Below are 22,756 nucleotides of genomic sequence, written 5' to 3'. Positions count from 1 at the left end.
CGGACGGTAAATCAGCGACAGGAGATGATGCAGGTCATAGTCTGATCAGAGTTTCCGCCGGTCCGATGCTGGGCAGCCACGCGGGCGGAGGGACGCCCGGGCAGTTGATCCGACAGACGTCACCGTGGTCCAGGCCACCGCCATCGTTTTGTCGACAAACCGCCATCAACACACAGCCATGGACCGAAAGACCGACACAGGCGCCGCCGCCACGGGGCGCCCGACCGAGGAAACTCCCTGTGATCAGATTCGACGGCGCCGGCAAGCGCCACCCCGACGGCACCATCGCCGTCGAGGGCCTCGACCTGGACGTTCCGAGCGGACGGATAACCGTCCTGGTCGGACCGTCCGGGTGCGGCAAGACCACCCTCCTGCGCATGGTCAACCGGATGGTCGAGCCCTCCTCGGGCCGGGTGCTGCTGGACGGCACGGACGTCGCCGAGCTGGAACCCGCCAAGCTGCGCCGCGGCATCGGGTACGTGATCCAGCAGGCCGGGCTCTTCCCGCACCGCAAGGTGATCGACAACATCGCCACCGTCCCCTACCTACTAGGCTGGGACCGCAGGAAGGCCCGCGCCCGGGCCGCCGAGCTGCTCGAACTGGTCGGGCTCGCGCCCGAGACCGGAAAGCGCTATCCGTTCCAGCTCTCCGGCGGCCAGCAGCAGCGCGTCGGCGTGGCCCGCGCCCTGGCCGCCGACCCGCCCGTGCTGCTGATGGACGAGCCGTTCAGCGCCGTCGACCCCGTGGTGCGCGCCGGGCTCCAGGACGAGCTGCTGCGCCTCCAGTCCGAGCTGCACAAGACGGTGCTGTTCGTCACCCACGACATCGAGGAGGCCGTCCGGCTCGGCGACCAGGTCGTCGTCCTGCGCGCGCAGGGCCGGATCGCCCAGCTCGCCGACCCGCACACCCTGCTCACCGCCCCCGCCGACGACGACGTGGCCGCCTTCCTCGGCCGCGACCGCGGCCTGCGCGGCCTCGGCCTGCGCCCCGCGAGCGCCGTCGACGCCCGCCCGGTGAGCGACGGACTGCGCTACGGCGGCTGGGAGTTGACGCTGGACGACGACCACCTCCCGATCGGCTGGATCGACCGCGACGCCGTCACCGCCGAACTCCACCCGGCCTCCGGCTACCGGCCCGACACCGACACCCTGCGCACCGCGCTGGACGCCGCCGTCCTCTCTCCCGCCGGGGTCGCCGTCGCCCTGGACGCCGACGGCCGGGCCATCGGCACCGCGAGCCGCGAGGCCGTCCTCGCCGCCCTGGCCGTCCCCGGCGACGAGCCGGGCAGCACCACGGACGGAGCCACCGGTGGACGATGAACCGATCGTCCGCTGGTACTGGATCGGCGACCACGTCGGCTACCTCGGCAACCTGCTCGCCGACCACGCGGTGATCGCCCTGCTGCCGGTGCTCATCGGCCTGCTGCTGGCCGTCCCCATGGGCCTGGCCTCCGCCCGCTTCCCCCGGCTCTACCAGCCGCTCGCCGCCGTCTTCAACATCGTCTACGCGCTGCCCGCGGTGGCCGTCTTCATGCTGCTCATCCCGTACACCGGGCTCGCCACCCAGGCCACCGTGATGATCCCGCTCACCTTCTACGCGCTCGCCGTCCTGCTGCCCACCACCGTCGACGGGCTGCGCGCCGTGCCGGACGCCGTCCGGCAGGCCGCCACCGCGATGGGCTACGGGCCGTGGCGCCGGCTGACCACTGTCGAACTACCCGCCGCCGTGCCGTACCTGATCGCCGGGCTGAGGGTCGCCGCGGTGTCCAGCATCTCGCTGGCGAGCGTCGGCGCGCTGGTCGGGCGCGGCGGGCTCGGCTACCTGTTCATGGACGGGTTCCAGCGCACCTTCCCGACCCCGATCGTGGCCGGCATCGCGCTGATTGCCGCGCTCGCACTGGCCGTCGACCTGCTGTTGGTCGGGGCCCGGCGGCTGCTCGCGCCGTGGGCCGTCCGGGAGAAGGGAGCGGGCCGGTGAACTGGCTCTCCTGGATGGGCGACTTCCTCTCCGACCCGGACCACCGCAGCGGGCCGGACTCGATCGCGCAGCGGGTCACCGAGCACCTGCTGTTCTCCGGCGAGGCGCTGCTGTTCGCGGCGCTGCTCGCCATCCCGCTCGGGCTGCTGATCGGCTACACCGGGCGCGGCGTCACGACCGTCACGGCCGTCGCCGGCTTCGCCCGCGCGCTGCCCACCCTGGGGCTTGTCACGCTGGCGGTGCTGCTCGCCGGGGTCGGCGACACGGCGGTGCTGATCCCGCTCGTCGCGCTCGCCGCGCCACCGCTCCTGGTGGCGGCCGTCGAAGGGGTGCGCGGCACCGACCCGGACGTGCGGGACGCGGCGCGCGGCATCGGGCTGACGCACCCGCAGGTGCTGTGGCAGGTCTGCCTGCCGTCCGCGGCGCCGACCCTGCTGGCGGGCCTGCGCACCGCGACCGTCCAGGTGATCGCCACCGCCACGGTGGCCGCGTACGTCGGGCTCGGCGGTCTGGGCCGGTACGTCTTCGACGGGCTGGCCACCCGCAAGTACGCGGTGACCGCGGGCGGCGCGGTGCTCGTGGTGCTGCTCGCGATCGGCGCCCAGCTGTTCTTCGCCCTGCTCGCCCGGTACGCGCTACCACCCGGTGTGCGCGCCCGGCGCCGGGCCCGCTGAACCTCCCTTTTCACCATCCCGGAAGGACATCTGTCATCATGTCGACAATGCGCAAAACCAGGCGCGCCGCTGCCCTCGGCACCCTTGCCGCACTTGCCCTCGGCGCCACCGCCTGCGGCTCCTCCGGCGGGGACCCGCTCGGCGGCGGCTCCTCCTCGGCGGCGGGCTCACCGGCTGCCGGCTCCCCGGGTAGCGGCGGGGCGGACTCGACCGTCGTCGTCGGCTCGGCGAACTTCCCGGAGAACGTGCTGCTCGGCTCGATCTACTCGCTGGCACTCAAGGCCAAGGGCGTCAAGGTCGAGGAGAAGTTCAACATCGGCAGCCGCGAGGTGCTGTACGGGCAGCTGCAGAGCGGGAACCTCACCGTCCTGCCCGAGTACAACGGCGCGCTGCTCGCCTACCTGGACGCCAAGTCCACCGCCGTCACCAAGGAGGACGTGAACGCGGCGCTGTCGAAGGCGCTGCCCGCCTCGCTCGGGATACTGGACTCCTCCCCCGCCGAGGACAAGGACTCGCTCAGCGTCACCCAGGAGACAGCCGACAAGTACGGCCTCAAGAGCATGGCCGACCTCGCCGCCAAGGCGGGCGAGATCGCCATCGGCGGGCCGCCGGAGTTCAAGTCCCGCCGCGAGCAGCAGTTCAAGGACGCCTACGGGCTGTCCTTCAAGGAGTGGAAGCCCACGGGCGACACCACGGCCAACGCGCTCAAGGACGGCACCGTCCAGGTCGGCAACGTGTTCACCACCGACCCGAAGATCGTCCAGCTGAAGCTCGTCCCGCTCGCCGACCCGAAGAACGTGTTCGGCGCGCAGAACGTCACCCCGCTGGTCAACAAGGCCGGCCTGAGCACCACCGCGACCGCCGCGCTCAACGCGGTGTCGGCCAAGCTCGACACGGCTGGGCTGACGGCGCTGATGAAGCGCGTCGCGGTCGACAAGGAGGACCCGTCGGCGGTGGCCAAGGACTGGCTGAAGTCCAACGGGCTCGGCTGACATCCAGCGGCCTCGGCCGACGCCCCACCAGGGCATCCGGTCGGCGGCCCGGGAGGAAGCACTCCCGGGCCGCCGCCCGCCCCCAGGGGATCTTCCCTTCGACGCCGCGCACATGACAGTGTGGCGGAATGCGTATTCGATTCCTCGCCGCCACCCTCACGGCCTTCGCCGCGGTGAGCCTCGCTGCCTGCTCCAGCTCCGGATCGGGCTCCGCCACGTCCACCGCCGCGGCCGGCTCCCCCACCTCGGCCGCCGCGGCCGCCACCGCCTCCGGGACGGCCGCCCCCGCGGCCACCGACGCCACCTCTCCGGCGGCGTCCGCCCCCGTCTCCGCGCCCGCCCCGACCGACGGCTCCCCCGGCGCGTCCGCACCCGCCAAGCCCGCGCCGCCCACCGACGCCGGCCTGCCCGCCAAGCCGGGCAGCGACGTCACCGCCAAGCTGGTCGCCGCGCTGGACGCGATCGACCCGGCGATCGTCGGCGGCAAGCCCGAGCAGGCCGTGGACCGGGCCCGCAACCAGTGCCAGTCGATGTACCAGTTCCCCAAGGACAAGGCGAAGCTGGTCGATCTGGCCAACCAGCGCTTCACCTCCCCCGACCACCCGCAGGGCTTCGGCCCCGACAAGGCCGCGAAGATCAACGACGCCCTGCGCGCGACCCTCTGCCCGCCGGCGTGACCCGGCACGGTGCCCCGCACCGCCCGGTGTCCTGAGCGCCGGGCCGCCCTGGCCGCGTGCCGTCGGCAGGCACGCGGCCAGGGCACCTTGCCCTTCGTTCCGGCAACTCCCCTACCGGAAACGGGAGCTGGGCACCGGGCCGCTCGACCGGCAGCGGTCGCGCGGACCGGTCAGCCAGCGGTCGCGGACCGCGTGCGCAAATGCTGCCAGCGCCTCGTCCGGGTCGGGCGGAGTGTCGCCGTCGCCCTCGTCCTGGACCGGGTCCGCGGCGAGGATCTCGGCCGCCAGCGCCTCGGCGGGCCGCTCGTCGGGCTCGCCGCCGAGCATCTGCCACGGCGGGGCGACCGTCTGGCCGAGCAGGCCGTTCACGTCCGCGGAGACGGGCGGCGTGTCGGTCCAGCAGGTGGCGTGCTCGTACAGCACCTCGCCCACCGCCCGCTCGCGCAGCGCCGCCAGCGTCTCGGGGCCGATGCCGTCGATGTCGTTCAGGTCGTAGGCCACCACCACCGTCTGCTCGGTGCCCGGCCGGTACGGCTGGGCGGGCAGGCCGAGCAGGTCCGCCGCGGCGAGGCCTAGGGCGCGGTCGGCCCGGCCGGGCAACAGCGACACCGACCGCGGGCGGGCGCCGGTCGCTTCGAGGACCAGCCGCAGCCGCTCCAACCCGTGCCGGCACAGCTCGTAGGAGTCCTGCACGAAGGCGTAGCGGCCGGTCATGCCCGCCGCGAAGCCGTACGGGGAGAGGGTGGCGAGCAGGCCGCCGGTGAGGGCGAAGTGCCAGCCGCGCAGGTCCTGGTGGCTCAGCGGGCCGGGCCCGGGTGGGGTTGACCCGCTTGCAGCACTGGGCATGCCGGCAGCAGCGGACTCGACGGCGTCGGCGCGGTCCAGGGCGCGGCGCACCCGGTCGGCGGCGGGCCGCCACTGGTCGTCGGGGCCGGAGAGGCCGTCGAGGGTGGCGCGGGCGGTGGTGCGGTCGCCGGACATCAGGGCGTTGTACGCGAGCAGATAGCGCTCGGGCCAGTCGCGCAGGATCGTCTCGTGTCCGCGCAGCGCGGCGGCCGCCTCGGCGTGCCGCTCCTCGTCCTCGTAGGCGGATGCGAGTTCGCCGAGGATCGGCAGGCGATTGTCGGGCTGGGGCTTGCTGCGACCGAAGAGGCCGCGCTTGGCCTTCTCGCCCTCGCGGACCTCGGCTGCGGCCAGGCGCAGCGCCTCGGCGAGGGCCGGGACGGCGAGGTAGGGGACGCCGCGCTCGACGCAGGCGTAGCCGTACTTGTAGAGGGCGACGGGGCCGGTGGCTCCGGCGGCGAGGCGGCCGGCGGCCTCGGCCAGGTCGTCGAAGTCACTGTCGGCGGCCAGCCGCTGGACCAGCGGGGCAACCTGGGCGGCGGGCACGTCGTCGGCGAGGCTGCGGAGTTCGCGCAGGACGGCGTGCGGGTCGCCGGCTTCCAGGTGGCGCCAGGCGGTGTCCAGCGAGGGGGTCGTCACAGGGGTGTTCCTCCGGGGATGGGAGTCTGGTGGACGCCCGATCATCCCGGACGGGCACCGGCACCCACAAACGGATAATCCTGCCCGGTCGCGACAGGACCACACGGTGGCGAACTGTCAGGCATCTTGACAGACGAGTGGTCGGCGGCTAAACGGCCGACCACACCGGCACCGAGATCGCCGACAGCTGCACGGACGTCAACCAGATCGCGGCCGCCTTCGAGAACGTCATCACCACGTACGACGTCAGCCGTATCGACCTCGACGTCGAGGACAACTCCCTGACCAACACGGCGGGCATCGACCGCCGCAACAAGGCGATCGCGGTGGCGGTGAACCCGAACTCGGCCACGATGGCGGCAGGTTCGCCCGCCTCCGCGAGGATCACGACGGCGGTGACCGCCGGTTCCGCGCAGAGCGTCAACCTGTCGGTGCGCGGCGCCCCGGCCGGCGCCACCGCCACCGTCACCCCCGGCAGCGTCACCGCGGGCGCCAGCGCGACGCTCGACATCAGCACCACTGCGGCTGTGGCGCCTGGGAGTTACCCGTTGACGGTCACCGGGAGCGCCGCCTCCGGCACCCACGCCGCCACCTTCACGCTGACCGTCACCGGCGCCACCCCGCCGCCCGGCGGCCTGGTCAACGGCGGCCTGGAATCCGGCAGCCTCGCCCCGTGGACCTGCCAGAGCGGCGGCGCCGCGGCGACCACCCCGGTCCACTCGGGCTCGTACGCACTGCGGGCCACCCCGACCGGCAGCCGGACCGGCGAGTGCTCCCAGACCGTCACGCTCAAGCCCAACACCAGCTACGCGCTGACCGGCTGGGTACAGGGCAACTACGCCTACCTGGGCGTCAGCGGCGGGGCCAACGCCAGCACGTGGGCCAGTTCCACCGGCTGGACCAAGCTGACCGCCCCCTTCAGCACCGGCGCTTCCGGCACCGTCACGGTGTACCTGCACGGGTGGTACGGCCAGGGCAGCGTCTATGGGGACGACTTCGCGATCACCTGACGGGGGGGGTGGGGAGCAGGTCGCGGGCAAGACGAAGACGGAACAGGTTGCAGGTGACAGGGTTCAGATAACAGATGACAGATTTCAACATCTGTTATCTGTTATCTGCCAGCTGTCCGTTGTCATCTGTTCTGTCACCCGCCCGCTGCCACCGCCGGCTCCCGCCGCGGCCGGCACAGCCCGACGTACGCCGCAACCGCCAGCACCCCGCACGCCAGCACCACCACGGCCAGCAGCACCGCGGACGGCTGCCCGCCGAGACTGCTCAGCGGCGCGACCACCGCCCCGCACAGGAAGTTCCCCGTCCCGAGCAGCGCCGACGCCGTCCCGGCCGCCTGCGGCTCGACCAGACTGAGTGCCTGTGCCGACGAGTTCGGCAGCACCACGCCCATGCTGCCCATCATCACGAACAACGCAGGGCAGACCCCTGGCAGCCCGAGGTCCCACACCGCCGTCACCAGCACCAGCGCCACCCCCGCGGCCGCCGCCACGCCAAGCCCCGCCAGCATCAGCGCGTCCGAGGTGAACCGGCGCGCGAGCACCCGGCCGTTCAGCTGCGTCATGGCGACGAGGGCCAGCGAGTTCGCCCCGAACAGCAGGCTGTAGGTCTGCGGCGACACGTGGTAGGCGTGCTGAAGCACCGTGGACGACCCGCTGATGTAGCCGAACAGAGCCCCGAACCCGAAGGTGCTCGTCAGCATCAGCCCGAGGAACGGCACGTCACGCAGCAGCCCGCCCATCGTCCGCAGTGTGGCCACCAGCCCGCCGCCGGGCCGGGCCTCAGCCGGCAGGGTCTCGCGCAGCGCACCGAACGCGGCCAGGACAAGCAGCAGACCGAGCGCGGTCAGCACGCCGAAGGTGCCGCGCCATGAGGTGACCCGAAGCAGCTGGGCCCCGACGATCGGGGCGAGGATCGGCGCCAGACCTGATATCAGCGTGATCGAGGCGAGGAACCGGAGCATCGCCACGCCCTGGAAGCGGTCCCGGGCAACGGCCCGTCCGATGACCAGACCGGCGGCCCCGGCCGCGCCCTGGACGAAACGGCCGGCGATCAACACCGACAGGGTCGGCGCGAACACGCACACCGCGCTGGCGAGGGTGTAGACGACGAGCCCGGCGAGCAGCGGCGGCCGGCGACCGAAGCGGTCGCTGAACGGCCCGAAGATCAGCTGCCCGGCGGCCACCCCGAACAGCGAGAAGGTGAGGGTGAGTTGCACGGCGGCCGGCTGGGCGACGAGGTCGTCGGCGATCGCGGGCAGGCCCGGCAGGTAGAGGTCGGTGGTGAGCGGGCCGAGCGCGGTCAGCGCCCCGAGTACGGCGGCGGTGCCCCGGCCAGGGCCGTCCGGGCCAGTGACGGAGGCGGCGGGGGCGGTCGACGTGTCGTCGGACGGACCGGCGGTCGGGCCAGGGCCAGGCATGGGGCTCCTTGCTGGACGGACGGGACGGGGCGGGACGGGGCGGGACGGGTTTGTCCACGCTCCGTCCTATCGCAGCCCCGTCCAGCTCCGGCAGTGGGGCCGCCGGGCGGCCTCCTCCACGACCCGCCCGGCTCAGTGCTTGGCGGGCCGCTCCGCGCGCAGGGCCGCCTGGACGGCGGCGCCGTCCTGCCAGGCGTAGAGCTGGTGGCCGTGGAGCGTCACGTTGTAGTGCCCGCAGGTACCGCTGGCCTTGGTGGCGACGCCCTCGGGGAACCAGCCGGCCCTGAGCGACGCCGGCACCCGGTGGACGGCCTTGCCCGGCAGCCCGGCGGTGCACCCGGCCGGCAGCCGCCCCTCGGGGAGAACGGCGCGCAGCAGGCGGTCGTCGCCGGTGGTGGACATCATGTAGCGCACCGAGGAGGCGTTGTCGGGCAGCCAGGCGGGCATCGAGCGGCGGTCGGCCTTGGCCTCGCCGCCGGTGGCGTACGAGGCCTGCACCTGGTGGCGCCCGTCGTACCACTCGGACACCCGTGGGCCGACGGCCACGGTGGCCACGGCGACGGCCATGCCCGTGCCCGCGACTCCGATCGCGACCTTGCTCACGATGCCTTTCATGCCCGCTTGCCCTCTCCATGTCCGTGGTCGGTGCCGTGTTCGGTTCCGAAGGCCGGTCTCGGCTCCGCGTGCGAGTCCGTCTCCGTGCCCGGCCCGCGCGGTCTGCCGACCGGTGTCACCATCCTGGCCCGTGCCACCTCGTCGTTTCGTCACCACGAGGTCGCTTTCACGCCTCCATTCCACGGGGTGGCTTCTCCACCTTCAGAGGTATGTGCCGCTATCCGTCTCGGGCTATGGGCTGCTGCCAGGCCATGCCCGGCCGAAGCATCGCCGAGCCTCGATAGAGCCTCGCTCAGGTCCGGCTCCGGCGCAGCCCGGCGTGCTGCACCCGGAGCATCGGCCCGCAGGTGCGCCCGTCAGAACACCCCTCAGACGGCCGCGGTAACCGGCCGGGCGACCGGGAAGGGACGGCCGTCGAGGGTCCAGTGCGGGTCGATGGGGCGCAGCAGCGAGGCGTACACCTGGGCGGCGACGTCCGGGTGGCGGATCTCCCCGGTGGGCGGGCCGGCCGGGATGTCGTGCCCGGCGCAGGCGACCCAGGCGGTGCGCTCCTCGGCGGTCCGGCCGCCGTGGCCGCCCGCGTCGACGTGGCCGTGGTCGGTGACGACGATGACGGTCCACTGCTCGTCGGCGTAGCCGGTGCGGCCGCGGACGGCGTCGAGCAGGCGGCCGAGGCGTTCGTCGGCGGCGCGCATGGACGCGCGGTACTCGTCGCCGCAGCCCAGGAAGTGGGCGGTCTCGTCGACGGCGCCGAGGTAGACGAAGGAGGCCTCCGGGTCTGCGGTGCCGAGGACGTGGACGGCCTCGCGGGTGACCTCCTCGTCCACGGTCTCCCACGCCTCGGGCGTGTCCTCGGCGGGGGCTATGTAGGAGAGCCGGCCGGGGGCGCGGAACAGCGGGCCGCCGGACTCGTTGATCATCAGCGGGTCCCAGCCGGCCGCGACGAAGGTGCGGCGGCGGTCGCCGCGGTTGAGGCGGGTGGCGAAGTCGGGGAAGACGTCGAGCCGGTTGCCGGCCAGGTGGTTGCCCCACACGCCGTGCTTGGCGGGCTCGACGCCGGTCACGATGGTGGCCCAGCAGGGTCCGGACATGGTGGGGGTGGAGTCCGCCACGGTCACCGGCACGAGGAACCCGGCCGCGGCGACCTCCGTGAGCCGCGGCATCGGCACGTGCTCCAGGTAGTCGTACCGGACGCCGTCGATCCCGACGACGAGCACCCGGGGGCGCGGCCACGAGGCAGTGGGCATGGTGTTCCTTTCGGTCGTAGGCACCGGGTGCACCCGCCGAGGGCGCCGCCGACCGCGCCATGTTTCACCGCCCGCCGTACCGCCCGGTGTCCGGTCACCGAACGCGCGGTGTCCACCGGGTGTCAGGCGGCTGTCCTGACGAACCGCCGGTCGGCGGGTGCGAGAGCGGCCCACGGCCCGGCGGCGCGCAGGACGACGTCCAGGACGCGGTCCGGGTCGGCGGCGTAGCAGTGCGCGAACCACGGCATGTTCGCCTCGACGACGGCCCAGTGCTCGGCCGAGTCATACGGATCGGCGAGCGGCCCGACGTCCAGCGCGACGGCGCTCGGCAGGGTGTCGCCGGCGGCGGCGAGCAGGCGCCGGGCGAAGGCGGTGGCGTCGGCGGCGAGCGGGCCCGGGTCGAGACGGCCGAAGCGGGCGTAGCGGCTGCCGGTGCGGACCTCACCGTCGAGGACGAACAGCCGGTACTCGGCGGCGAACCTCACGGGCTCGCTCACCAGGACGGGCGTGTCGGGGCCGATCCGCTCGCCGGTGCGCGGCAGCCGGGAGCCGTCCGGATAGACGGCGGGCGGCAGTGACTTGTCGGAGGGCGGCTTGACGAAAGCAGGTTCGCGCAGCGTCCAGGCCTCCGCGAGGGTGGTGAGTTCGATCCGGCGGCGGGTGAGCTCGGCGGGGAGCCGGGTGAGCCAGGCATCGTCGGGTTCGAGCAGGGCGAGGCCGAGCGGTGCGGCGACACGCGCGGCGGCGAGCGGGCCGCCGTACCAGTGGACGAGCCGCCCGGTGAGCCGTTCGACGGCGGCGGGGCCGGTGAGCGCGGCGGTGTCGAGGCCGCGGCGGGCGGCGGCCTCGACGAGCAGGGCGGTGGTGCTGGTCTCCTGGGCGCAGGTGAGCAGGACGGGCGCGCTCCTTGCGGTCACTGCTCTGGCCGGAACTCGTGGACGACCTCGATCCGGCCGACGATGTGCCGGTTGAACTCGTCCAACTCCTCGGCCGGTACCCACAGTTCGAGGATGGTCCGGCCGCCGGCCTGCTGCACGGGGTAGCGGGCGAGGAAGGCGGTGTCCACCTCGAAGCGGGTGACGTAGCCGACGCCTGAGGCGGGGACGTTCCAGTCGCGGGCGATGCGGATCGCGTAGTCCTCGTTCAGGACGGGGTAGAAGATCGGCTGGTCGGGCAGGCGGGGAGGCCAGGCGCGCCAGTCGGCGGCCTCGACCAGCGCCAGCTCCTCGGGGCCGGTGGGGCGCCAGAGGGTGGTGGTCGGGGGCGTCTGGGCGTGCTGACCGTTCATGGCAGGGGACGGTAGCCGGGCGCGCACGGGCCCGGCCACCGGTTTTCCCCTGGTGAACGGCCCGTCAGCGGTAGGCGGACTCGCCGGTGATGGCCTCACCGAGGACGAGGGTGTGGATCTCGCTGGTGCCCTCGTAGGTGAGCACGGACTCCAGGTTGTTGGCGTGCCGAAGCACTGGATACTCGGTGGTGATGCCGTTCGCGCCGAGAACGGTCCGGGCGCTGCGGGCGATTTCCAGCGCGGTGCGGACGTTGTTGAGTTTGCCGAAGCTGATGTGCGCCGGACGGGCCGCGCCCTCGTCCTTGAGCCGGCCGATCCGCAGCGCGACCAGGTACGCCTTCTCGACCTCCAGCATCATCTCGACCAGCTTCTGCTGGGTCAGCTGGAAACCGGCGATCGGGCGGTCGAACTGGATCCGACTCTTCGCGTAGTCGAGGGCGGCGGTGTAGCTGTCGCGGGCGGCGCCGACGGTGCCCCAGAGGATGCCGTAGCGGGCCTCGTTGAGGGAGGAGAGCGGTCCGCGCAGGCCGGCGACCCCGGGCAGCACGGCGTCGGCCGGCAGCACCACGTCGTCGAACGCGAGCTCGCTGGTGACGGAGGCGCGCAGCGACAGCTTGCCGTGCACATCGGTGGCGGTCAGACCGCGGGTGCCCTGCTCGACGAGGAAGCCGCGCACGCCCTCCTCGGTCTGCGCCCAGACGACGGCGACGTCCGAGATGCTGCCGTTGGTGATCCACATCTTGCTGCCGGAGAGCACCCAGTCGCCGCCCTTGCGCACCGCGCGGGTGCGCATGTTCGCCGGGTCGGAGCCGAAGTCCGGCTCGGTGAGGCCGAAGCAGCCGATCAGCTCGCCGGCGGCCATGCCCGGCAGCCAGCGCTCCTTCTGCTCCTCGGAGCCGAAGGCGTGGATGGAGCGCATCGCGAGTGAGCCCTGGACGGAGACGAAGCTGCGCAGCCCGGAGTCGGCGGCCTCCAGTTCCATGCACGCGACGCCGTAGGCGACCGCGCTGGAACCGGTGCAGCCGTAGCCGTCGAGGTGCATGCCGAGCACGCCGAGCGCGCCGAGCTCGGGGGCGAGCTCCCGGGCGGGGAAGACTCCGCGCTCGAACCAGTCGCCGATGTGCGGGCGGATCCGCTCGTCGGTGAACTTCCGGACGGTGTCGCGGATCAGCCGCTCCTCGTCGGTGAGCATGTCGCCGACGGCGAGCAGGTCGGCCGGGTCGATCCGGGTCGGCTTCGTCATTGAAGCTCCTTGTGGTCTCGGTGGTCTCGGCGGAGATGCGGCGGGCACTCGGCTGGGTACCGGCGAGTATCGCGCACGCGACCGGGCGGCGGGTGGGCGCGAGCGAGTGAGGAAGGCGACATGGCGGTACCTCAACTCGCCGACGCGGCGCAGGGGCGCGGCGGCAGGACGACGGAACGGGACCGTGGCCGGGGCATGGCGTGCCGGGCGTGCCGGGCGTGCCGGGCGCGTGAACGGCGAACGGATGACAGATAACAACTGACAGATGACAGATTTCGAAATCTGTCATCTGTCAGTTGTTAGTCGTCCACCGTCAGCCCACCCCGCACAACCGGAGCACCGCCGTCGTCGCCGCGCCAGCGACGACGACGGCCGGGAACGGAGCGCGGCGCAGCGCGAGCACTCCGGCGACCAGCACGCCGGCCGGGCGGGCCCACCCCGCGAAGCCGTGCCCCTGGGTGAGCGCGCCGGTGGCGACCAGGGCGACCAGCAGGACGCCCGCGGCAACGGCGAGCAGGTGCCGCAGCCGCTCGGACAGAGCGAGCCGGTGCCCGAGGAGCGGCCCGGCAAGGCGGTAGGCATACGTCCCGGCGGCAAGCAGCAGCACGGCATACAGCGGCATCAACGGACGCCCTCCTTCTCGACGCTGGACACACCCTCCCCGCCCGTGGGGCGCTCGGCCTCCACCCGGGGGCGCCCCGCGAACAGCAGCCCGACGAGCGACAGCAACACCGGCAGCCCCGCCGGCAGGTACGGCGTGGCCGCGACCGCGACGACCGCGCCCGCCACGGCGGCGGTCCGCATGCGGCGGTCCGTGAGCGACGGCAGCACGAGTGCGAGCAGCACAGCCGGGAAGGCGGCGTCGAGGCCGAGCGCGTCCGTGTCGCCGATGAGCCCGCCCGCGGCGGCGCCGAGCAGGACGGACACGTTCCAGACCGTGAACAGCGCGATCCCGCACAGCCAGAACGCGGCCCGGCGGCGGCGCCGCCCCTCCTGCTGGAGGACGAACGCGGCGGTCTCGTCCGTGATGAGCTGTGCGCCCAACAGCCGCCGCCACCACGGCCCGTCGAGCACGTCCGCCACGGTGAAGCCGAACGGCAACAGGCGGGCGTTGAGCACCAGCCCCGTGGCGACGGCAGCGAGCGCGCCGCCCCCGGAGAGCACCACGCCGACGGCAGCGAACTGTGACCCGCCCGCGAAGACGAGGAGGGACATGGCGACCGGCACCCACAGCGGCAGACCGCCGGAGACGCTGATCGCGCCGAAGGAGGCGCCGACGAGTGCGTCGGCCAGGCAGACCAGAGCGATGTCACGGAGGGTGGCATGCTCCAGTGTTCGAAGGAGCGAACGCATGTCCATTAGACTGAACCCAATGCACTCGTTCGTCAAGGCGAACATGTGGACCGACAGGGCGAACGATCGGCAGCGCGACCGAGCGGCCGGTGCAGCGCCCCGCGCACGTGGCACCATGAGCAGCGCCGAGGCGGGGCACGAACCAGGAAGCGCGAAGCGGGAGAGAGCGTGAGTGGCGAGCATGAGTGACCGAACCCCCACCCCACCCGCGGGCTCCGGCACGGAGCTGATCGGCTTGATCGCCGCGTCGATCCGGCGCGAGCGCGAGCGCAGTGGGCTGTCGATGGCCGAGCTGGCCCGGCGGGCGGGGATCGCCAAGTCGACGCTCTCCCAGCTGGAGTCGGGCGCGGGCAACCCGAGCGTCGAGACGCTCTGGGCGCTCGGCGTGGCGCTGAACGTGCCGTTCAGCCGGCTGGTCGACCCGCCGCGCCCCGCGGTGCAGGTGATCCGTGCCGGCGAGGGCCCGGTCACGCACTCCGAACGGGCCGACTACGCGGCCACCGTGCTGTCCTCCTGCCCGCCGAACGCCCGGCGCGACATCTATCGGATCGAGGCGCAGCCCGGCGAAACCAGGGCGTCCGATCCGCACATGCCCGGCACGGTGGAGCACGTGCTGCTCGGCGCGGGCCGGGCGCTGGTCGGCCCGACGGACGCCCCGGTCGAGCTGCGCCCGGGTGACTACGTGAGCTACCCGGGCGACGCCCCTCACGTGTTCCGCGCCCTTGCCCCGGACACCCTGGCGGTGATCGTGATGGAGCACATCTGACGACACCGCCTGACGTCCAGTCAGAGCGATTTGCCTACTTCAACAGCGCGTCCAGGAAGGCATTTCCGAACACCCGGTGCGGGTCGTGCCGGTTCAGGACGTCGATCGCCTCGTCCCAGCCGGGCCCGCCGCCGTCGCGAAGGCTCGCGGGGATGACCCGGCCGAGCACGTCAGGGTCGGACCAGACCGCGTCGGTGGTGTACGCCCAGCCCTTGGACCACTCGACGCGCAGGCCCGCCCGGGTGCCGTCGAAGGTGCGCAGCAGCCCCTGCTCCAGCTCGCGGGCGAAGCGCTCCAGGCCGGGGGTGCCGGGAAGCGCGAGGACGTCGAGCCAGACGGCGGTGTCCCACTCGGGGCGGTCCGGGCGCGGGCGGAGCGCCGACAGCAGCGGCGGCCGGGCGCCGGGGACGCCGGCGCAGACCGGGTCGTCCAGACCGGTGACCCGGATCTCCACCGCGCCGTTCACCGGGTACTCCCCGCGCGCCTCGTACTCGGCGAGCAACTGCCGGTAGTGGGCTGCGAATTCGCTGACAACCCACTGCAGGTCGTCGCGCTTGACGAGGACCGCGTAGCCGTTGGCGGTGACCCGCAGCGTGGTGGGCCGGACGTACTGCAGCAGGTTGCGCGAGGGGCCCCAGAGGTCGGAGCGCAGTCCGCCGGCGAGCAGGTGGGTGAGCAGGTCGCCGGTGAGCAGGTCGCGGAGCAGGCCGCCGGAGAGGAGGACGTCCGAGAGGTCCCCGGTGAGCGCCACTTTGGCGATGAGGTACTGGAGTTGGCCGAACAGCGGGGCCGATCCCCAGGCGCCGGAGACGATTTGGCCGGCGAGCCGGGCGACGGGTTCCGGAATGCTGTCCGAGAAGGGGTAGTTGTAGGGCTGGTCGACGGCGCGGGCGGCGAGCGGCTTGGCCGGGGCGACGCTCCAGGTCTTGAGCCAGGGGTACTCGGTGTAGGGGAACCAGATCGCTTCGGCGCGGCCGTCGCGGTCGACGAAATCGGCGAAGGTACGCGGGCCGCCACCGGGGCCACCGCCGAGGATGCCACCCAGCAAGCCACCGTCGCCGCTGCCACCGCTGCCCGCACGGGCGAAGAGTTCGCTCGCCGGGATGTCGAGGCGGCTGACGCATCGCAGCGGCCGGTCGGCACCGGCCCGCAGCACGACCTCGGTGAGGAACGCCCGGCCCAGGTGGACCAGGAAGGCGGCGCTGTCGGCCTCGGAGCGGTCGAAGGTGCGCAGGGTGTAGCGGCCACTGGCGGGGTCGAGGACGACGGCGGTGAGGCGGGTGACCTGGTTGCTGACCGAGCCGTAGCCGTGCCCGTCCGGGCGGGTCTCGCCGGCGGCGGGGACGGCGGTGCCGTGTCCGCCGATGGCGAGGACGCCGCCGACGGTGAGCTCGCCGGGGGCAGGGCACGAGGTGAGGCCGAGACCCCGGCCGGCCAGGTGGGCGAGCAGGTTCTCCATGGTGGCGCCGGTCTGGACGCGGACCGCGGTGGGCGACTCGGCGGTGATCCCGGTGAGGTACCGGCTGGTATCGACGAGGAGGACGCGGGCGCTGTCGGGTGTCCCGTTGGCGACGGTCAGTGGGGCCCACGTGTGCCGGTAGCCGGTGGCGCGAAGCCGCCAGCCGTTGGCATGCGCCCAGTCGGCGAGGACGGGGACCTCCTCGGGGGTGCGGGGCGCGCACGTCCACAGCTGGTCGGTGCGGATCTCGCCGGACCAGTTCTGGAAGACCCGCTGGTACAGCTCGGTGCCGGCGGGAAGCCCGGGCGGCACGGTGTCGGCGGCCTCGGCGCTCTCCGGGCCGACGGTGCCGCGCAGCAGCCACGCCCCCGCGCCGAGCCCGGCCGACGCGCCGAGCAGTCGCCGACGGGTGAACCCGCTCCCCCGTACCTCACCACTGCTCGCGCCGGCCCCATGCTGTGCCGTGGTCATCCGTCCGCCCCCCTGTGTCGGTAGCCCCGGGCCGAACGAACCGCGGGCCGGGCGGACCGGTGTCCGCCCGGCCCGGGCAGGAGCGTACGAAGCGGCGCACGGCCGTTTGAAGCGTCCCAGCTGGCCATTCACTCGTACGAGTGATCACAGTCGGCACCCATGGCCACTCAACGCGGCGCGACCAGGGCGGCCTCCGTAGCGCTGTCACTGCGCGGCCGCCGAGTCCGGCAGGTAGACCTCGTCCTTCATCGGCCGACCGCCCGCTCCCCGCGAGTGGTTGCGCGGGCCGCCGGAAATACCCGGGGCCCGCGCGCCGCTGTCGAGATGGGAGAGCGTTCAGGACAGTTCAGTTCGGAACGGTTCAGTTCAGGAGGCGCAGCGCACGATGGGTGACCAGCAGGACCAGGGCCAAGACCAGGGCCTCGGACAGCAGCACGGGCAGGACTACCGGATCGAACACGACTCGATGGGCGAGGTCCGGGTGCCGGCGGCCGCCAAGTGGCAGGCGCAGACACAGCGGGCGGTGGAGAACTTCCCGGTGTCCGGCCAGCGGCTGGAGCGCGCGCACATCGCCGCTCTGGCCCGGATCAAGGCGGCGGCGGCCCGCGTGAACGCCCGGCTCGGCGTGCTGGACGAGGAGACGGCGGGGGCGATCGCGGCGGCGGCCGAGGAGGTCGCGGAGGGCCGCTGGGACGACGAGTTCCCGGTGGACGTCTTCCAGACCGGCTCGGGCACCTCGTCCAACATGAACGCGAACGAGGTGATCGCCACCCTGGCCGGCGAGCGGCTGGGCCGGCCGGTCCACCCGAACGACCACGTCAACGCGAGCCAGTCGTCCAACGACGTGTTCCCGTCTTCGATCCACGTCGCCGCCACCGCCGCCGTCACGCACGACCTGATCCCGGCCCTGGATCACCTGGCCGAGGCTCTGGAGCGCAAGGCGGCCGAGTTCGCGCAGGTGGTCAAGTCGGGCCGGACGCACCTGATGGACGCGACGCCCATCACCCTCGGCCAGGAGTTCGGCGGCTACGCGGCGCAGGTCCGCAACGGCCGGGAGCGGCTGCTCGCGACGCTCCCCCGGGTCGCCGAACTGCCGCTCGGCGGCACGGCGGTGGGCACCGGCATCAACACTCCGCCCGGCTTCCCGGCGGCCGTCATCGAGGAGGTGGCCCGCGCCACCAGCCTGCCGCTGACCGAGGCCCGGGACCACTTCGAGGCACAGGGAGCCCGGGACGCCCTGGTCGAGCTGAGCGGCCAACTGCGCACGGTCGCGGTCGGGTTCACGAAGATCGCGAACGACCTGCGGTGGATGGGATCGGGCCCGCGCACCGGCCTGGGCGAGATCAACCTGCCGGACCTGCAGCCCGGTTCGTCGATCATGCCGGGCAAGGTGAATCCGGTGCTGCCCGAGGTGGTGCTGATGGTCGCCGCTCAGGTGGTCGGCAACGACGCCACCGTCACGCTGGCCGGCGCGAGCGGCAACTTCGAGCTGAACGTGATGCTCCCGGTGATCGCCCGGAACGTGCTGGAGTCGGTGCGGCTGCTCTCCAACAGCGCCCGGCTGCTCGCCGACCGGACGGTGGACGGCATCACCGCCAACGTCGAACGGGCACGGGAGTACGCGGAGTCCTCGCCGTCGGTGGTCACCCCGCTGAACCGGTACATCGGGTACGAGGAGGCGGCGAAGGTCGCCAAGCAGGCGCTGGCCGAGCGGAAGACGATCCGTCAGGTGGTTGTCGAGCGCGGCTACCTGGAGGCGGGCAAGCTCACCCGGGAGCAACTCGACGAGGCCCTGGACGTGCTGCGGATGACACACCCGTAGCGCGGCCCTCGGAGAACGTGCGCCGGGGCGCGGAGGGTGGTTCGGCCCTCCACGCCCCGGACGCGGGCCGTGGGGAAGGTCAGCCCTTGGCGCGGCCGGCCCGGCCGAGCCGCATCGCTGCTCCGTTCGCCGTGATCGTGGCCATCGAGAGCGCCGCGAGTCCGAGCAGGAACATCACGGTGCCGACGATGACGCAGGTTGTGATGTTCTTGCCCCGCGCGGGCGATCCGGAGATGGCCCAGGGGGAGATGATCGTCCAGACGCCTAGCGCGGCTGCCGCCCAGGCTCGTGCGTGGGTACGTTCGTAGGCCGACCCGTATCCGGCCATCAGCGCCGTGTAGGCCAGGCCCACGATCAGGCAGGTCACGGTCAGCGGGGTGAAGGGGAAGAAGCCGACGATCCAGGGCGATGCTGCCAGGAAGAGGCCGGCCAGAACGGCCAGGGCCTCCACGCCCTGGGCGCGGGGGGTCAAGGTGACCCGCTCGTAGTGTTCCCGGAGTTCGACGATGTCCGGGTGGTGCTCCATGCCCGTTGGCATATGGGTTGCCACCGATACCACCTCCTGTGGTTCGGACCATGGAAGGCGCTTGCCCCGTACCCATTCTGGCGCTTCTCTAACGTTTTGCACCTAATCGTCCCAAATGATCGATAACCATCCGATCACGCCGGTGACCTGCGTCTCACCACTCCGGGCGCCCATTGCCTATGCAACTCGTTGCATAGGAAGATGCCGGTCATGGCACTGGAGCACGCGATCCTCGTCTCACTGCTGGAGCAGCCCGGCTCCGGCTACGAGCTGGCCCGGCGCTTCGACCGCTCCATCGGCCGCTTCTGGACCGCCACCCACCAGCAGATCTACCGGGTGCTGCGGCGCATGGAGGCGGACGGCTGGATCGCCGCCGAGGAGGTCGCCCAGGACGGCCGCCCGGACAAGAAGGTGTACTCGGCGGCGGGGCCCGGACGGGCGGCGCTGTCCGACTGGCTGCGCGAACCGGTCGAGCCGGAGACCGTCCGGCACGAGCTCGCGGTGAAGATCCGCGCCGCCGCCTTCGACGACCCGGCCGCACTGATCTCCGAGGTCGAGCGCCACCGGGACGGCCACGCCGCGCTGCTCGCCCGCTACCTGCACGGCGAGCAACGGGACTTCCCCGACCTCACCGCGCTCGACACCACACAGGAACTCCAGCACGTGGTGCTGCGCGGCGGCATCGAGTACGAGCGGATGACCCTCGCCTGGCTGGACGACGTGCTCGCCACCCTGCACCGCCTCACCGCCGACCGTCGCCCCTGACAGTCCGACAGGTGACGGACAGGGGAGAACGAAAGAACGAAGAACGGACAAGGGACGACAGCAGACAGATGACAGAGTCTGAAATCTGAATGCTGTCATCTGTCATCCGTCACCCGTCGCCCCACACCCTCGACCCCGGGAGCCCGTGATGCTCTTCAACCCGCGTACGTACGACCCCGCACAGTTCGACGAGCCGACCCGCCGGCTGCTGCGCGCGACCGTCGACTGGTTCGAGTCCCGCGGCAAGAAGGCGCTGATCGACACCTACATCGACCGCACCTGGTACGCCGACTTCCTCGAATTCGCCGCCAAGGAGGGCCTGTTCGCGGAGTTCCTGACCCCCTCGGCGGCCGACCCGGCCAAGCGCTGGGACACCGCGCGCATCGCCGAGCTGAACGAGATCCTCGGCTTCTACGGCCTCGGCTACTGGTACACCTGGCAGGTCACCATCCTCGGCCTCGGACCGGTCTGGCAGAGCGAGAACGAGGCCGTCCGGGCCCGCGCCGCCCGCCTGCTGGCGGAGGGTCACGTCATGGCGTTCGGCCTCTCCGAGCGCACCCACGGCGCCGACATCTACTCCACCGACATGATCCTCACCCCGGACGGCGAGGGCGGTTTCACCGCGACCGGCTCCAAGTACTACATCGGCAACGGCAACGTGGCCGGCCTGGTCTCGGTGTTCGGCCGCCGCTCGGACGTCGAGGGCCCGGAGGGGTACGTCTTCTTCGCCGCCGACAGCCGCCACGAGGCGTACCACCTGGTCAAGAACGTCGTGAACGCCCAGATGTACGTCAGCGAGTTCCGGCTGGAGGACTACCCGGTGCGCGCCGAGGACGTGCTGCACACCGGGCAGGCCGCGTTCGACGCCGCGCTGAACACCGTCAACGTCGGCAAGTTCAACCTGTGCACGGCCTCGGTCGGCATCTGCGAGCACGCCATGTACGAGGCGGTCGCGCACGCCCACAACCGGGTGCTGTACGGCAAGCGGGTCACCGACTTCCCGCACGTGCGGCGGGAGTTGACCGACGCCTACGCCCGCCTGGTGGCGATGAAGCTGTTCAGCGCGCGGGCCGTCGACTACTTCCGCACCGCCTCTCCCGAGGACCGCCGGTACCTGCTGTTCAACCCGATGACCAAGATGAAGGTCACCACCGAGGGCGAGAAGGTCATCGACCTGATGTGGGACGTCATCGCGGCCAAGGGCTTCGAGGCGGACACCTACTTCGACAAGGCCGCGAAGGACATCCGCGGCCTGCCGAAGCTGGAGGGCACCGTCCACGTCAACCTGGCACTGATCCTCAAGTTCATGGGCAACTACCTGTTCGCCCCGGCGGATTACGCCCCGGTGCCGACCCGGCTGGACGCCACCGACGACGTCTTCCTGTTCCGCCAGGGCCCGGCCCGCGGCCTCGGCGCGATCCGCTTCCACGACTGGCGCAGCGCGTACGACCGGAACGCGCACCTGCCCAACGTCGCCCGCTTCCGCGAGCAGGCCGACGGCTTCTGCGAGTTGCTGCTCAAGCACGCGCCGAGCAAGGAGCAGCAGGCCGACCTGGACTTCCTGCTGGAGATCGGCCAGCTGTTCGCGCTGATCGTCTACGGACAGCTGGTGCTGGAGCAGGCCGAGCTGACCGGCCTGGAGTCGGACGTGCTGGACCAGATCTTCGACGCGCTGGTCCGCGACTTCTCCGCGCACGCGACCGAGTTGCACGGGAAGGCCTCGGCGACGGAGGAGCAGGCCGCCTGGGCGCTCGCGAACGTGCGCCGTCCGGTCTCCGACGCCGAGCGGGCGGCGAAGGTGTGGGCGCGGGTCGAGGCGCTGTCGGACGCGTACGAGATGCAGCCGTAGGTCCTGAGGGCCCGGTGAGACTCGGGGGTGCCGGTCGGCGGACCGGCACCCCCGGTTGCGTCCTCCCGATGAGGGGGTCAGCTGCCGGAGGCCGACAGCGTCCAGATCGCGTAGGCGATGGCGTCGGCCATCCGGCTCAGCGCGGTGTCGTCGATGTTGGCGTTGGTGTCGCAGGCGGCGTGGTAGCAGGCGTCGAAGGGCTGGCCGGCGGTGCCGCCCCATTTGGCGGCCTGACCGGCCGTCTTGATGTAGTCGGCGCCGCTGAACAGCCCGCCGACCCGGATGCCCGCCTCCTGGAAGGGGGCGTGGTCGGAGCGGCCGTCGCCCTCGAAGTCCTGCTCGGTGCTGATGCCACGGGCGGCGAACCAGTCGCGGAACAACGCGTCCAGGGCGGGGTCGTGGCGGTAGGTGAAGTAGCCCGGGTTCGGCGAGCCGATCATGTCGAAGTTCAGGTACGTGTCGATCGCCGAACGATCGTCGGCCGAGAGGTTGTTGACGTAGTTCCTGGAGCCGACCATGCCGTACTCCTCGGCACCCCACCAGGCGAACCGCAGGTGCTTGGTGGGCTTGAGTCCGGCGCGGGAGACGGCCAGCGCGGTCTCCAGGATGCCGGCCGTACCGGAGCCGTCGTCGTTGACGCCCGGACCGGCGGAGACGGAGTCGAGGTGGGCGCCGGCCATCACGACGTGGGCCGCGTCGCCTCCGGGCCAGTCGGCGATCAGGTTGTAGCCGGTCGTGCCGTTCTCGTTGAACTCCTTTACAGCGGTGGTAAATCCTGCCGCATCCAGCTGGCCCTTCACATAGTCGATCGAGGCCTGGTAGCCGGAGGAGCCGTGGGCCCGGTTGCCGCCATTGGCGTCGGCGATGGACTGCAGTCGGGCGAGATGGGCCTTGACGTTGGCGACGGGGATGCCGGGGGCATCCGGAACCGCCTTGGGGGCGAACGGCTTTGCGACGGCCGGAGCGACCGTCGAGGCTGGCACGGGTGCGCCAAGGGCGGAGCTCACGGGGGTGTACAGGGCGGCGGCGAGCAGTCCGGCCAAGGCGGTCGGCAGGGCGGCGCGGTGCAGGCGGAATCCGCGCGGGGTGCGCTCGGTCAAGGGAGGCTCCAGGTTCCGGTGG

Annotated in this window: 23 protein-coding genes; 10 read left to right on the top strand and 13 right to left on the bottom strand. The window is 72.3% G+C overall.

Features of this window, described 5'->3' with window-relative positions:
* Window positions 1–239 precede the first annotated feature (239 nt).
* The 5 genes from F7Q99_RS22985 (at window position 240) to F7Q99_RS22965 (ending at window position 4,320) form a co-directional block, all read left to right on the top strand.
* Window positions 240–1,319, top strand: coding sequence for an ABC transporter ATP-binding protein (locus tag F7Q99_RS22985; protein WP_326847006.1), 1,080 nt, complete (start codon window positions 240–242; stop codon window positions 1,317–1,319).
* Entirely contained in the window at window positions 1,309–1,977 is a 669-nt protein-coding gene (locus F7Q99_RS22980; RefSeq protein ID WP_326847005.1) for an ABC transporter permease, read from the top strand. The genes F7Q99_RS22985 and F7Q99_RS22980 overlap by 11 nt, the downstream gene beginning before the upstream one ends.
* Window positions 1,974–2,651, top strand: coding sequence for an ABC transporter permease (locus F7Q99_RS22975; protein ID WP_326847004.1), 678 nt, complete (start codon window positions 1,974–1,976; stop codon window positions 2,649–2,651). The genes F7Q99_RS22980 and F7Q99_RS22975 overlap by 4 nt, the downstream gene beginning before the upstream one ends.
* A 47-nt stretch (window positions 2,652–2,698) precedes the next feature.
* Complete coding sequence (locus F7Q99_RS22970; RefSeq protein ID WP_153464356.1) at window positions 2,699–3,643, top strand: ABC transporter substrate-binding protein; 945 nt, start codon at window positions 2,699–2,701, stop codon at window positions 3,641–3,643.
* A gap of 128 nt (window positions 3,644–3,771) precedes the next feature.
* The gene (locus F7Q99_RS22965; RefSeq protein WP_153464354.1) at window positions 3,772–4,320 is read left to right on the top strand and encodes a hypothetical protein; all 549 of its coding nucleotides are present in this window, start codon (window positions 3,772–3,774) and stop codon (window positions 4,318–4,320) included.
* Window positions 4,321–4,431: 111 nt separating this feature from the next.
* Here the strand turns inward: F7Q99_RS22965 and F7Q99_RS22960 are convergent, their stop codons facing one another.
* Together F7Q99_RS22960 and F7Q99_RS41380 are read right to left on the bottom strand one after the other, a co-directional pair.
* The gene (locus F7Q99_RS22960) at window positions 4,432–5,802 is read right to left on the bottom strand and encodes a hypothetical protein (protein ID WP_326847003.1); all 1,371 of its coding nucleotides are present in this window, start codon (window positions 5,800–5,802) and stop codon (window positions 4,432–4,434) included.
* Between the two features lie 148 nt (window positions 5,803–5,950).
* Window positions 5,951–6,190, bottom strand: coding sequence for a hypothetical protein (locus F7Q99_RS41380; RefSeq protein ID WP_230210951.1), 240 nt, complete (start codon window positions 6,188–6,190; stop codon window positions 5,951–5,953).
* A gap of 7 nt (window positions 6,191–6,197) precedes the next feature.
* On the opposite strand from F7Q99_RS41380, the gene F7Q99_RS22955 reads away from it, so the two are divergent.
* Window positions 6,198–6,812, top strand: coding sequence for a carbohydrate binding domain-containing protein (locus F7Q99_RS22955; RefSeq protein ID WP_326847002.1), 615 nt, complete (start codon window positions 6,198–6,200; stop codon window positions 6,810–6,812).
* Window positions 6,813–6,946: 134 nt separating this feature from the next.
* On the opposite strand, the gene F7Q99_RS22950 is transcribed toward F7Q99_RS22955, so the two are convergent.
* From F7Q99_RS22950 to F7Q99_RS22915, 8 genes are all read right to left on the bottom strand, one after another.
* Window positions 6,947–8,230, bottom strand: coding sequence for a multidrug effflux MFS transporter (locus F7Q99_RS22950; RefSeq protein WP_153464351.1), 1,284 nt, complete (start codon window positions 8,228–8,230; stop codon window positions 6,947–6,949).
* A gap of 132 nt (window positions 8,231–8,362) precedes the next feature.
* Window positions 8,363–8,845: a hypothetical protein gene (locus F7Q99_RS22945; RefSeq protein ID WP_153464350.1), complete on the bottom strand. Its 483-nt coding sequence runs from the start codon at window positions 8,843–8,845 to the stop codon at window positions 8,363–8,365.
* Between the two features lie 368 nt (window positions 8,846–9,213).
* Window positions 9,214–10,092, bottom strand: coding sequence for an alkaline phosphatase family protein (locus F7Q99_RS22940; RefSeq protein WP_153464348.1), 879 nt, complete (start codon window positions 10,090–10,092; stop codon window positions 9,214–9,216).
* A gap of 122 nt (window positions 10,093–10,214) precedes the next feature.
* Window positions 10,215–11,009, bottom strand: coding sequence for an ATP-grasp domain-containing protein (locus tag F7Q99_RS22935; protein ID WP_326847001.1), 795 nt, complete (start codon window positions 11,007–11,009; stop codon window positions 10,215–10,217).
* The gene (locus tag F7Q99_RS22930; RefSeq protein WP_153464346.1) at window positions 11,006–11,380 is read right to left on the bottom strand and encodes an ADP-ribosylation/crystallin J1; all 375 of its coding nucleotides are present in this window, start codon (window positions 11,378–11,380) and stop codon (window positions 11,006–11,008) included. The genes F7Q99_RS22935 and F7Q99_RS22930 overlap by 4 nt, the downstream gene beginning before the upstream one ends.
* Window positions 11,381–11,444: 64 nt before the next feature.
* Window positions 11,445–12,623, bottom strand: coding sequence for an acyl-CoA dehydrogenase family protein (locus F7Q99_RS22925; RefSeq protein WP_153464344.1), 1,179 nt, complete (start codon window positions 12,621–12,623; stop codon window positions 11,445–11,447).
* A 313-nt stretch (window positions 12,624–12,936) separates the two neighbouring features.
* Entirely contained in the window at window positions 12,937–13,245 is a 309-nt protein-coding gene (locus F7Q99_RS22920; RefSeq protein WP_153464342.1) for an AzlD domain-containing protein, read from the bottom strand.
* Complete coding sequence (locus F7Q99_RS22915; RefSeq protein WP_153464340.1) at window positions 13,245–13,976, bottom strand: AzlC family ABC transporter permease; 732 nt, start codon at window positions 13,974–13,976, stop codon at window positions 13,245–13,247. The genes F7Q99_RS22920 and F7Q99_RS22915 overlap by 1 nt, the downstream gene beginning before the upstream one ends.
* A gap of 181 nt (window positions 13,977–14,157) precedes the next feature.
* On the opposite strand from F7Q99_RS22915, the gene F7Q99_RS22910 reads away from it, so the two are divergent.
* Window positions 14,158–14,742 carry a helix-turn-helix domain-containing protein gene (locus tag F7Q99_RS22910; protein ID WP_153464338.1) on the top strand — a complete coding sequence of 195 codons (585 nt, stop codon included), beginning with the start codon at window positions 14,158–14,160 and terminating at the stop codon, window positions 14,740–14,742.
* A gap of 34 nt (window positions 14,743–14,776) precedes the next feature.
* Here F7Q99_RS22910 and F7Q99_RS22905 read toward each other — a convergent pair whose 3' ends face one another.
* Complete coding sequence (locus F7Q99_RS22905; RefSeq protein ID WP_153464336.1) at window positions 14,777–16,672, bottom strand: cholesterol oxidase substrate-binding domain-containing protein; 1,896 nt, start codon at window positions 16,670–16,672, stop codon at window positions 14,777–14,779.
* A gap of 385 nt (window positions 16,673–17,057) precedes the next feature.
* On the opposite strand from F7Q99_RS22905, the gene F7Q99_RS22900 reads away from it, so the two are divergent.
* The gene (locus tag F7Q99_RS22900) at window positions 17,058–18,494 is read left to right on the top strand and encodes a class II fumarate hydratase (RefSeq protein WP_153464334.1); all 1,437 of its coding nucleotides are present in this window, start codon (window positions 17,058–17,060) and stop codon (window positions 18,492–18,494) included.
* A 79-nt stretch (window positions 18,495–18,573) separates the two neighbouring features.
* Here the strand turns inward: F7Q99_RS22900 and F7Q99_RS22895 are convergent, their stop codons facing one another.
* Window positions 18,574–19,020: an SPW repeat protein gene (locus tag F7Q99_RS22895; RefSeq protein ID WP_230210295.1), complete on the bottom strand. Its 447-nt coding sequence runs from the start codon at window positions 19,018–19,020 to the stop codon at window positions 18,574–18,576.
* 210 nt (window positions 19,021–19,230) lie between these two features.
* On the opposite strand from F7Q99_RS22895, the gene F7Q99_RS22890 reads away from it, so the two are divergent.
* Entirely contained in the window at window positions 19,231–19,785 is a 555-nt protein-coding gene (locus F7Q99_RS22890) for a PadR family transcriptional regulator (protein WP_153464332.1), read from the top strand.
* Between the two features lie 148 nt (window positions 19,786–19,933).
* On the top strand, window positions 19,934–21,634 hold the full coding sequence (locus tag F7Q99_RS22885) for an acyl-CoA dehydrogenase family protein (protein ID WP_153464331.1): 1,701 nt from the start codon (window positions 19,934–19,936) through the stop codon (window positions 21,632–21,634).
* 77 nt (window positions 21,635–21,711) lie between these two features.
* Here F7Q99_RS22885 and F7Q99_RS22880 read toward each other — a convergent pair whose 3' ends face one another.
* Entirely contained in the window at window positions 21,712–22,734 is a 1,023-nt protein-coding gene (locus tag F7Q99_RS22880; RefSeq protein WP_230210294.1) for a M28 family metallopeptidase, read from the bottom strand.
* Between the last annotated feature and the right edge of the window lie 22 nt (window positions 22,735–22,756).

Origin of the sequence: Streptomyces kaniharaensis (genome assembly GCF_009569385.1) — a bacterium.
Classification (GTDB): domain Bacteria; phylum Actinomycetota; class Actinomycetes; order Streptomycetales; family Streptomycetaceae; genus Kitasatospora; species Kitasatospora kaniharaensis.
This window is presented reverse-complemented; position numbering and strand designations above follow the sequence as displayed.

What these genes read in the sequence shown, in the direction of transcription:
- F7Q99_RS22970 (WP_153464356.1), top strand. Translation starts at nt 2,699, where the DNA reads ATGCGCAAAACCAGGCGCGCCGCTGCCCTCGGCACCCTTGCCGCACTT.
- F7Q99_RS22965 (WP_153464354.1), top strand. Translation starts at nt 3,772, where the DNA reads ATGCGTATTCGATTCCTCGCCGCCACCCTCACGGCCTTCGCCGCGGTG.
- F7Q99_RS22950 (WP_153464351.1), bottom strand. Translation starts at nt 8,230, where the DNA reads ATGCCTGGCCCTGGCCCGACCGCCGGTCCGTCCGACGACACGTCGACC.
- F7Q99_RS22945 (WP_153464350.1), bottom strand. Translation starts at nt 8,845, where the DNA reads ATGAAAGGCATCGTGAGCAAGGTCGCGATCGGAGTCGCGGGCACGGGC.
- F7Q99_RS22940 (WP_153464348.1), bottom strand. Translation starts at nt 10,092, where the DNA reads ATGCCCACTGCCTCGTGGCCGCGCCCCCGGGTGCTCGTCGTCGGGATC.
- F7Q99_RS22930 (WP_153464346.1), bottom strand. Translation starts at nt 11,380, where the DNA reads ATGAACGGTCAGCACGCCCAGACGCCCCCGACCACCACCCTCTGGCGC.
- F7Q99_RS22925 (WP_153464344.1), bottom strand. Translation starts at nt 12,623, where the DNA reads ATGACGAAGCCGACCCGGATCGACCCGGCCGACCTGCTCGCCGTCGGC.
- F7Q99_RS22920 (WP_153464342.1), bottom strand. Translation starts at nt 13,245, where the DNA reads ATGCCGCTGTATGCCGTGCTGCTGCTTGCCGCCGGGACGTATGCCTAC.
- F7Q99_RS22915 (WP_153464340.1), bottom strand. Translation starts at nt 13,976, where the DNA reads ATGCGTTCGCTCCTTCGAACACTGGAGCATGCCACCCTCCGTGACATC.
- F7Q99_RS22910 (WP_153464338.1), top strand. Translation starts at nt 14,158, where the DNA reads ATGAGTGACCGAACCCCCACCCCACCCGCGGGCTCCGGCACGGAGCTG.
- F7Q99_RS22905 (WP_153464336.1), bottom strand. Translation starts at nt 16,672, where the DNA reads ATGACCACGGCACAGCATGGGGCCGGCGCGAGCAGTGGTGAGGTACGG.
- F7Q99_RS22900 (WP_153464334.1), top strand. Translation starts at nt 17,058, where the DNA reads ATGGGTGACCAGCAGGACCAGGGCCAAGACCAGGGCCTCGGACAGCAG.
- F7Q99_RS22895 (WP_230210295.1), bottom strand. Translation starts at nt 19,020, where the DNA reads ATGGAGCACCACCCGGACATCGTCGAACTCCGGGAACACTACGAGCGG.
- F7Q99_RS22890 (WP_153464332.1), top strand. Translation starts at nt 19,231, where the DNA reads ATGGCACTGGAGCACGCGATCCTCGTCTCACTGCTGGAGCAGCCCGGC.
- F7Q99_RS22885 (WP_153464331.1), top strand. Translation starts at nt 19,934, where the DNA reads ATGCTCTTCAACCCGCGTACGTACGACCCCGCACAGTTCGACGAGCCG.